This is a genomic window from Idiomarina sp. A28L, assembly GCF_000218785.1.
In the GTDB taxonomy this organism is placed as follows: domain Bacteria; phylum Pseudomonadota; class Gammaproteobacteria; order Enterobacterales; family Alteromonadaceae; genus Aliidiomarina.
Map to the genome: position 1 here is coordinate 1 of NZ_AFPO01000006.1, position 8046 is coordinate 8046.

At 44.8% G+C, this 8046-nt stretch carries 8 protein-coding genes; all 8 read right to left on the reverse strand.

The features are described 5' to 3' along the window. Positions 1 to 74: 74 nt before the first annotated feature. A complete protein-coding gene (locus A28LD_RS01775) occupies positions 75 to 350 on the reverse strand; it encodes a hypothetical protein (protein ID WP_007419341.1) in 276 nt (91 codons plus the stop codon). A gap of 129 nt (positions 351 to 479) precedes the next feature. Continuing rightward, positions 480 to 875, reverse strand: coding sequence for a helix-turn-helix transcriptional regulator (locus tag A28LD_RS12345; RefSeq protein ID WP_007419342.1), 396 nt, complete (start codon positions 873 to 875; stop codon positions 480 to 482). 116 nt (positions 876 to 991) lie between these two features. Continuing rightward, the gene (locus tag A28LD_RS01785; protein WP_007419343.1) at positions 992 to 1696 is read right to left on the reverse strand and encodes an HNH endonuclease family protein; all 705 of its coding nucleotides are present in this window, start codon (positions 1694 to 1696) and stop codon (positions 992 to 994) included. A 97-nt stretch (positions 1697 to 1793) separates the two neighbouring features. After that, positions 1794 to 2042 carry a hypothetical protein gene (locus A28LD_RS01790; protein WP_007419344.1) on the reverse strand — a complete coding sequence of 83 codons (249 nt, stop codon included), beginning with the start codon at positions 2040 to 2042 and terminating at the stop codon, positions 1794 to 1796. Between the two features lie 44 nt (positions 2043 to 2086). Further along, a complete protein-coding gene (locus tag A28LD_RS01795; protein ID WP_007419345.1) occupies positions 2087 to 2374 on the reverse strand; it encodes a HigA family addiction module antitoxin in 288 nt (95 codons plus the stop codon). Positions 2375 to 2617: 243 nt separating this feature from the next. Further along, the gene (locus A28LD_RS01800; protein ID WP_007419346.1) at positions 2618 to 3817 is read right to left on the reverse strand and encodes a hypothetical protein; all 1200 of its coding nucleotides are present in this window, start codon (positions 3815 to 3817) and stop codon (positions 2618 to 2620) included. Continuing rightward, the gene (locus tag A28LD_RS01805; protein WP_158091779.1) at positions 3801 to 6731 is read right to left on the reverse strand and encodes a tyrosine-type recombinase/integrase; all 2931 of its coding nucleotides are present in this window, start codon (positions 6729 to 6731) and stop codon (positions 3801 to 3803) included. Before A28LD_RS01805 ends, A28LD_RS01800 begins: the two co-directional genes overlap by 17 nt. Then, on the reverse strand, positions 6718 to 8046 hold a 1329-nt coding region (locus A28LD_RS12270), incomplete at its 5' end, for a hypothetical protein (RefSeq protein WP_007419348.1). The genes A28LD_RS12270 and A28LD_RS01805, both read right to left, overlap by 14 nt.

The window sequence follows — 8046 nt, forward strand, 5'->3', positions numbered from 1 at the left end:
CCTATTAACGATGTCGATAAATCTCAGGCCTTACCAGTGTGCAAGCACCGAGAAGAGTACGACCTTACCTGTATTTAGTGCTGTCCTAGCGTCGTTTGTAAATCATCTAAGTAAGTGAAAATCAGATCGGTGGCTGTAGCACTTAAAGGGTCGTCGTCATCAAAGTGATTCTGTGCTTCCTCGAGCATTAAATCAGAATCCGGATGAGTCGCCAGAAAATCTTGGACTGCTGAAAAATCTAAGTTTTCAGGTATCCTCCGTCCAATAGTTGCTTCGCCGCTACTCCATAGCTGGTAATGGTCTTGAATGTAGTCAAGGTTAAAAATATCTTTAAATAACTCTCGATTCATATCGGTTTCCTTACGTTAATGTTCGTCTGAGGCTTGTCCATTTCAGTTTTGATTAATTATCAATATCAATGCTACTTGGAGCTTTCTAAAATATTGGCGAATGCTATAAAAACAGAGGGTGGGGCGTTATCAACGCTCACCCTGTCCAAGTACTCGTTCAATCCACGCGTCGACTTCCGATTTTGCCCACGCAATGTTACGCCCCGAAATCTGAATGCTTTTTGGAAATTCATTGGCGTTTATCATTTTATAAATCGTTGACCGTGATAAGCCTGTTATGTGACAAACTTCTTTGAGCCTCAGAAATTGTTTTTCCGGCATTCTCGATTGCGAGTCGAGGTTACTTTGCGGCTCGTGTACCACGGCTTTATTGTCCGTCACATGGTGTCGCAACCTATCTTCTTTTGAGATCTCGAAGCGAAGCTGGCTTAGGTGTTGTCGCAATAATTGCAGCTGTTGCTCAATGGATACAACTTGTTGTTCAACACTTTGTATGTAAGTTGCTAAGCTTTTGTCTTTAGACATAGCGCATCGTCACCCGCTTTGTTTCTAGTTGGTAACCCATGAGGTCTGGATGTTCGTCACTGATAAAGCCGAACATACATTGAAACCTAGATAGTTCATCAATGTGGGATAGATTTTTACCGGCAGATATTATTTTGAATGCTTCTTATCGTTTGTCGAATCTCTTCAGCGAAATCGTACAAAATAAGGATGCGAAGATATCTTGTGACATATTGGCAATGAAACGCTTCATTTGGCGGAAGCCATTCATCTGGGCCTTTCGCGCCTTTGCTTCGGTTGGCGGACGCCGACACAATAAAGAGATTTCTCGAATCATTAGCAAAGCGTTCCCGTTTGTCATCATTCCATGTATTCGCTCCATTGAACCATGCCCATTGAAGGGGAACGAGATGGTCGACGTCAACATGGTGACTTTCTAAAAATATTTCACCCGTGTATGGATCATTCCAGCGACCATGAATGACGCGACATCCTGATTCGTCTTTTACGATTGGTCCGGTTGATTGTGATTTGAGTAACTCATGACGAGTGTTGAGACAATTTCTATTGTCATCAATCCAATGACGGAAGCGACTGCGATCATAATCCTTGTCAGAATCCTGACTTTCAGTTTGAGCATTATGCCCAGCGGGTAGCCTGCCGCCATTTTGTATGCACGCCTCTAGACTCGCGTATCGAGTATAGTTTTTTGTTCGCTCATAGTAAGCACTATACGGGTCGTGACAGATACCGCTATTACTTTGCTTTATATAATCGGCATAGGTATTACTTGAAGCGAGCAGTAAGCTGGTCGCGATGATAATAAAAAGAATACGGTACACGGGGCCTCTCAAAAACGTAATGTGAAAACTTAACATGGGCGTAACTATGCCAAGAGAGTAGACGTCGTTACGAGGCCGCCAGTTTTAATAGTAGACGCTAAACACGTTTCATTTTTTCAATGTGTTCAGTCAAGGTCTCAAAGCAGGCTTCGCATAAGTCAAAATGTACTTTTTCGCCGTCTCGACTCGAGCCATAACCAAAAGAAGCATGAAGCACGGCGAAATCTTGGAATTCGCTTACATCATTTTGCAGTGCGCGATACGCATCAGGCACCACACTTGTCTCGCATATATCGCAGACAATATCTACGGTCGTTTCTTTGGCAATCTTAGCAGTTTTCTTCATAGGAAGGTCTATCCATAAATAGGTGCGCTTTAAATCACGACTCGTTAAGCTTCAACATCTTGTTGCCGTGTTTGCTTAATCTGTTGTCGATCATAATCGTTCTGCCACGAAATCCAAAAGTTAGCCGATACGTGGGTTAACGTCTCTAATTTCGATGCCAGTTCTTTTGATACGGGCGCATTGCCATTCAAAAAACGCGTCAGACTTTCGCGACGAATGTTGAGCTTTGTTGCAGCATCTTGAACACTTATGTTGTGGCGCTCTAAGTATCGGCGACGAAAAAGCTCACCCGGGTGTGTCATGCCTAATTTGCTAACCAATCGCTCTTTCATATCGACCTCACTGAACATTTAATAGTTTGCATCTTTCTTCGTTCTAGAAGACTGAGTTTTATTTCAAATTCAGCATGACTATTATGATAATGATTATGTAACGGTGTGAGTCACTTTGCCACCCTGGAACAATCATACGATCAAAAAATTATGAGTATTTGAAGGAGCAGCTTCTCATCTCACAGTAGCGTTATTTTTGCTCCCACTGTAAACCTTTCTCATCACGCTTTACACAGACGGTAATCAAATCTGGTTATATCGCACTACGAGCCCGTAGCGCGTTTTCGCTTCATTCGATATACAGATAGCGGATGACGATGTGGACTCAAGGCCAAATATAAAGGCCACTTCGTCCAATGCTAAAAAGTTGATGGCTTCCACTAATAGTTGGTGCGGCACGGCTATCTTTTGCGGTATTGCTGAAAAATCATAGTTCACTTTAAACGCACTTTCCGCGCTTGTAGCTTTTTCGGTTAAAAGCGCAATGCTAAGTTCATCATCACTGACGGGCATGATAACGAGTCTGTTATCGTTTGACGTTTCGCAAATATCAACATCATCGAGTGCCTGCAACGCGCCCTTTGGAGAAAATGCGACAGCGCCATACTGTAAATGCTTAGGGGGCATCATTTGAGGTGCTTGACCCATGTCCATGGTTTGCAGTTTGACGACAAAATGCCCTAAGCGTAATAGTACCCATTTATTGCTTATCACGAGTTCGGGTTCAGCATCGTCTCGCTGTGTAAACCGGCCAGCCAAAATGCTGAGAACATTGAATGATTCATAGTTAAATACGGCAAGGGCTTTTGAATCATCAATTGCGTTCGATAACGCTGAATAGAAATAGGCTGAATAGATGGCGTTTGCTTGGACTGCAATAGTAGCGGTTCGAACAAGAGTCAGTGCGTTTAAGATTTTGATCGCACCCCCCATCGCGAGCGCGTCTTGTCTGTTGATTTTTCGGCTATATCCGACCACTGAATCATAATCCAAATCGTATGGCGCCGTATTGTCGAGTAACGTAAATCGTTGGTTGTATCTAGCTTTACGTTTGATGCGTTCAAACAACTGCGCTTCGGTGATTAAATCCGGTGCGATAGAAGTTGCGCCAAAGAGGTGTAGCGTGGTCTTATTAAAATCGATTTCGATATCAAGAAAATCAGCATCAGACAGTTTCTTTGCGGCGATATAAAGTGATAGCGCGGATAACTCAATTGAAAAGTTTTTAGATACACGAGTGGGTGTATAAACGAACTCAACAAACTGAGCTTGGGCCGGTTTGGCGAGAATATGAGTAGAGCACGTAACGGATTTTTCCACCGAATTAAATTGAAAGGCGATTTTGTGATCGATGTCTGTTTTGCTTTCTGAAAACTTGCTAGCGCACTTCATGAGAAGCTCAAGTTTTTGGACAATGTTCTTGTTTTTAAGCACGATGTTCATGGTGCACCTCACCCTCTTCACAAAGGTTAATGTATTGAAGGACAATCGGTAGGAGGTCATTTAAATGATCCCATGGTCTCCAACGCAAATGACGCGGCCGCAGCTGGATAAACGTTTGCGAGGAGTCTTTATCTACTAGCGTTACGGTATGGCCGGATGAGGTGATGAGCTCTACCCAATCACGTACTTGTGCGTCGTTATGTTTACCACGGATGATATTGATTTTTTGTCTACGAAGACCGAGTAAAGAGAGGGCGCGTAGATAACGATTCGCGGTTCGCTTATCGGTAATCTTCCCTGTTATCAACGCATCATGAAGTGCCTCTAAGGCATGACGATTTATTCGAGTCCAATCAATATGAGAAAAGCGTTCATATAGCCGTTGCCAAACGGCAAAATCATGCGCCTGTATTGAGGTGGCGAAATCGATATTTAGGGCATGTGCTACCTTCTCAAAGTGCGGCCTCAGCAAAGAGTTTCCTCCCTCCCGATGTGAACGATATTTATAGTCAGAAAGTGCTCGGATGTAGTCACTAAACGCGATCCTGTTCAAGGTAGGAGCAGGCAATACCCCCCGTTTTTTGTGCGCGATTTGAGTTTTTACTTTTAAGCCGTGCGTAGCTGCTTTGAATCGCAATGCCTCACGTGCAACGTCGTCCAATTTCCCAACGTTGCGTTGATATATTTTTTTAAGAGAATACCGGTAGTTATTTGAAGACATCAGTTGTGATAGCGAGTCAGCGGAAAACGTCGCTTGCCGCCCTGAGCCTAGTTCAAACATGAGCACGTCGGATAAATGAAGGTAGCTTGCGGCAGTGACGGTTGGGCTAACATGGCCGAGAAGGTTGGCAAGCGTATCGAGAACGGGGAAAAACTCACCTGTGGATCTGCCACACGCATCTAATGCCGAGGTTATGTATTGAATTTGTGTGGCTGAAAAAATAGGGTGCTGTAAAAATGAGTAGCGTTCCTGCAGGGATGATAAACGAGCAGAGCAGGCGATGCTCAGTTGAAATAGCAAATTATTTGCTGCGCTATGTCGTAATGAATGCAGAACGAGCGTGTCATCATCGAGCACTTCTCGCAGGGTGCGAATGAACGAGGGAAGTGTTGATGCGATGACTGGCGCGTCGAATACTGTTGTAAGCCCATGCGATTCCCGGTCGGCGATATAATCCTCAAGCGTGTTGATGTGTTGAGGGTGAGAAAAGCAAAGGGGTACGCGACGTATTGCTGTTTTTGTTTTTCGCTTGAAATGTTTTGTGATGTACGCGCTATTCGTCGAAAAATCGATATCGTCGATTTCAAGTTGCGCCGCTTCTTTATCGCGAAATCCGAGCGCGTAACATAAGCGAACAAAATGAATGCATTGACGCCTTTCTGCTGAATTCACGTCATTGAGAAAGCGATGGCATGCCGTATCAAAATCATGAGGTGCGATGTAGTGCGCACGAACATTTATAAGCCCCGCACCTTGGTATTCAAGCTCATCCTCGTCGAATAAAACGATAGCGGATGTTTGACTGACATACTGGAGAAAGTTCAGAACAGTGCTTTGTTTGTCCGGTGCATCAGTCGCGCTAATGACATCCGCAACGAGCTCTGTAAGCTCTATTTGAGCTTCCAAGTCATATTGAGCGGATTGCAGTAAAGCTTCATCACCCCAGGCGCTAGATGCAAATGTCGTTAACGTAGAAAGGTACGTCAATATCGTGTTAACGGCGAGTTTTTGCTTCCAGGCTGAGCCATACAAAAATAAATCGATGCAGTAAGTTGCGATGAGTTGTGCCACAGCGCTGATATTATTTTTATCATGATTAAAGTCATTTATTTGCTGAAGTAGTTGTTGTCTTAATGCCTTAAAGTGAACGGTATTTCGGTTTGCGTTCGTTTGCTTGTTAGAAAATTCGGTCAGGGCATTTCTAATGCGCTGCATTGCATCTTTGTCATGACGCATTACCGAGGATTGGAACGCAATATTTGTATAATCTTGTGCGGATTTTTCTTTAATCTGCGTTTGCAGTTTTTCAAAGGAGCGGCGGCGTCGACTTTTGGGTTTTTCTGTAGCCTCAATGAAGTCGAAGTTGTGATGCCCACTCAAGGTCAACATCAATTTGCTGGCGTTGAGAGGCGTCGGAAGGGTGCCTATAGACTCATTGGCAGGGACTCGAGTGATAAAACTTAGGGCATCAAGAGTGTCTGCTAACGTGATATTTGTTAAAAGAGCGCTTTGGGTGGATTGAAAGCAATGGCTAGCCCACATGTGAAAAACAGACTCTATGCGCTTAACGTAACGCGCATGACTCGCCTCGGATTGAAGCTTGCGTAGATAGAGCAGCCCAATCGCATCAAGATAAACGACGTTATCTTTTTCGAGAAGCACGACAGCACGCTTCGCATCTGACAGAATAATGTAACTCTCAAGGGGCGTCGCTATCAGCGCTTTTAATCGCTGAGTTTGTCGGATATCGAGGTGCTGAGCGAGCGATAATACCAGCATCATCCAGCGTATCTCAGATGCAAGCTTGTGCGCCTTCGGTAGCTGCTTTTGAAGCATATCGACCAGCAGTTCTTGTCGCTCAAGTTTTGGCATGTGCTCTGAAATCAGCGGGAGTTGTCTCTTTACCGGGAAAAAGCGTTTGGGTGAGAGCAACTTTGGGTGCTGCTTCGCGTGCGTTTCGTAGGCATAAAACCAACACTCGCATAACGCTTCAAGCTCTCCTTCGGTGGTTGCTTGCTCATATAGCGCGCGGGCATTCCTTTCAAAGAAGTTTTGCGGGAGTGACGTTTGCGACGAAAGCGCTCGAGGACATAACCGAGCAATTGTATCGACTACGAATGATACGTGTTGACGGATATGTTTATCGTGCCCGCAGAGCGCGCGAGTGAAGTCATCAATCCTAAGCTGCATCATGTGTTCCCGAAAGTTTATGAAGTACTTTAAGAATTGCCATATCGGATGCGTCGTAGATGCTGTCGTACGCTTCAATACGTTTTTGGATAATCGATACATTATCGGCAACGCTCGTCAGACTCCGTGCATTTAATGCGGACACGCCGGCGCGTGAATGATTCATTAATACATTGAGTGCGGCTTGGGAGAATGTTTTCGCATCAACGTGATGCGTTAGGAAACGTCGAGCAGCACTATGACGAAAGCTGTGATTGATAAAAGGCTTGTCGGTGATTTCTAGAAAAAGCGTATTCACAAGTGCCCTTGAGAAGTGTTCGAAACGGCGTGTTTCGCCATTCAAATGCATGACTAAATAGGGGGGCTTGCTGATGTTTAGCTTCTCACTGATACAATCCGCGGCACTTTGATAGGCGCAGATAATGCGACAAAGCATCGGTGGCAGGATAATGAGGCGTCGCTCATCAGCATGATGAGAACGCTTGTCCGCGACGCTAAAAGCACCTAGGGAAGCATGAAAATGCTCACGCAATGGAAAAGGCTTTCGGACGGGACGCAGAGCAGATGTGGTTGCGACTCTCATATAAAGATAAAATGCACAGTGGTTCAACGCACTGATGTGGTCGGCTATGTTTGTGAGCGCGGTGGTGGATAGACTATGGCTTAAACGCTCAAGGATGAAATCGATTAATTCTTGGCGGATGGTTATCTTTGAGCCTACGTCATCGTGAAAGGCAAATCGATTCCCAAGTAAACTCGCATTTTCAGTGGTGTTCAATCGAGTATGATGAAAGCCAGCGACTCGAATGAAGCGAAGCCATTCACTCGTAATTATTTCTTGTAACGAAGCCCGCTCTGCCGAAACATAGTGATTTTGCACGCTCGCATTTTGAGTTAGAAAGCTCAGGAAAACTTCCGGTACCGAGTCAGCTGCAAAATAATGAAAAGCCTTTTCAATCGCCCCTCGGGTGACCCCTCTTGCTTTCAGTTTCGAAGCCTTGAGCGCATCATTTATCTTTTTATTGTAAATCGTCGGATCAAGTGTAAACGCGTTGGCTATGGTGTACTTGTGCCGCGCTTGGATATTTGTATTTCGAAGCGCAATATTCAAAAGGGCTGGTAGTGGGTGCGGTAGCACATAATTGAGTGTTGGATTATGGGTGTAGTGTCCGGCGGTAAACTCGGGCACGTCCGTACTAAGTAATGAGGCATTGATGATGATACGGGCCTGAATATACTTGGTTTTCCGATCAAGTTCGTACTCTAACCGTGGTGTGTCCGATGATGTCGCGTCGTTGCGAGCGCCCAGATTGATTAG

Coding starts and splice junctions, on each gene's coding strand:
- A28LD_RS12345 (WP_007419342.1), bottom strand. CDS start 875: ATGTCTAAAGACAAAAGCTTAGCAACTTACATACAAAGTGTTGAACAA.
- A28LD_RS01790 (WP_007419344.1), bottom strand. CDS start 2,042: ATGAAGAAAACTGCTAAGATTGCCAAAGAAACGACCGTAGATATTGTC.
- A28LD_RS01795 (WP_007419345.1), bottom strand. CDS start 2,374: ATGAAAGAGCGATTGGTTAGCAAATTAGGCATGACACACCCGGGTGAG.
- A28LD_RS01775 (WP_007419341.1), bottom strand. CDS start 350: ATGAATCGAGAGTTATTTAAAGATATTTTTAACCTTGACTACATTCAA.
- A28LD_RS01800 (WP_007419346.1), bottom strand. CDS start 3,817: ATGAACATCGTGCTTAAAAACAAGAACATTGTCCAAAAACTTGAGCTT.
- A28LD_RS01805 (WP_158091779.1), bottom strand. CDS start 6,731: ATGATGCAGCTTAGGATTGATGACTTCACTCGCGCGCTCTGCGGGCAC.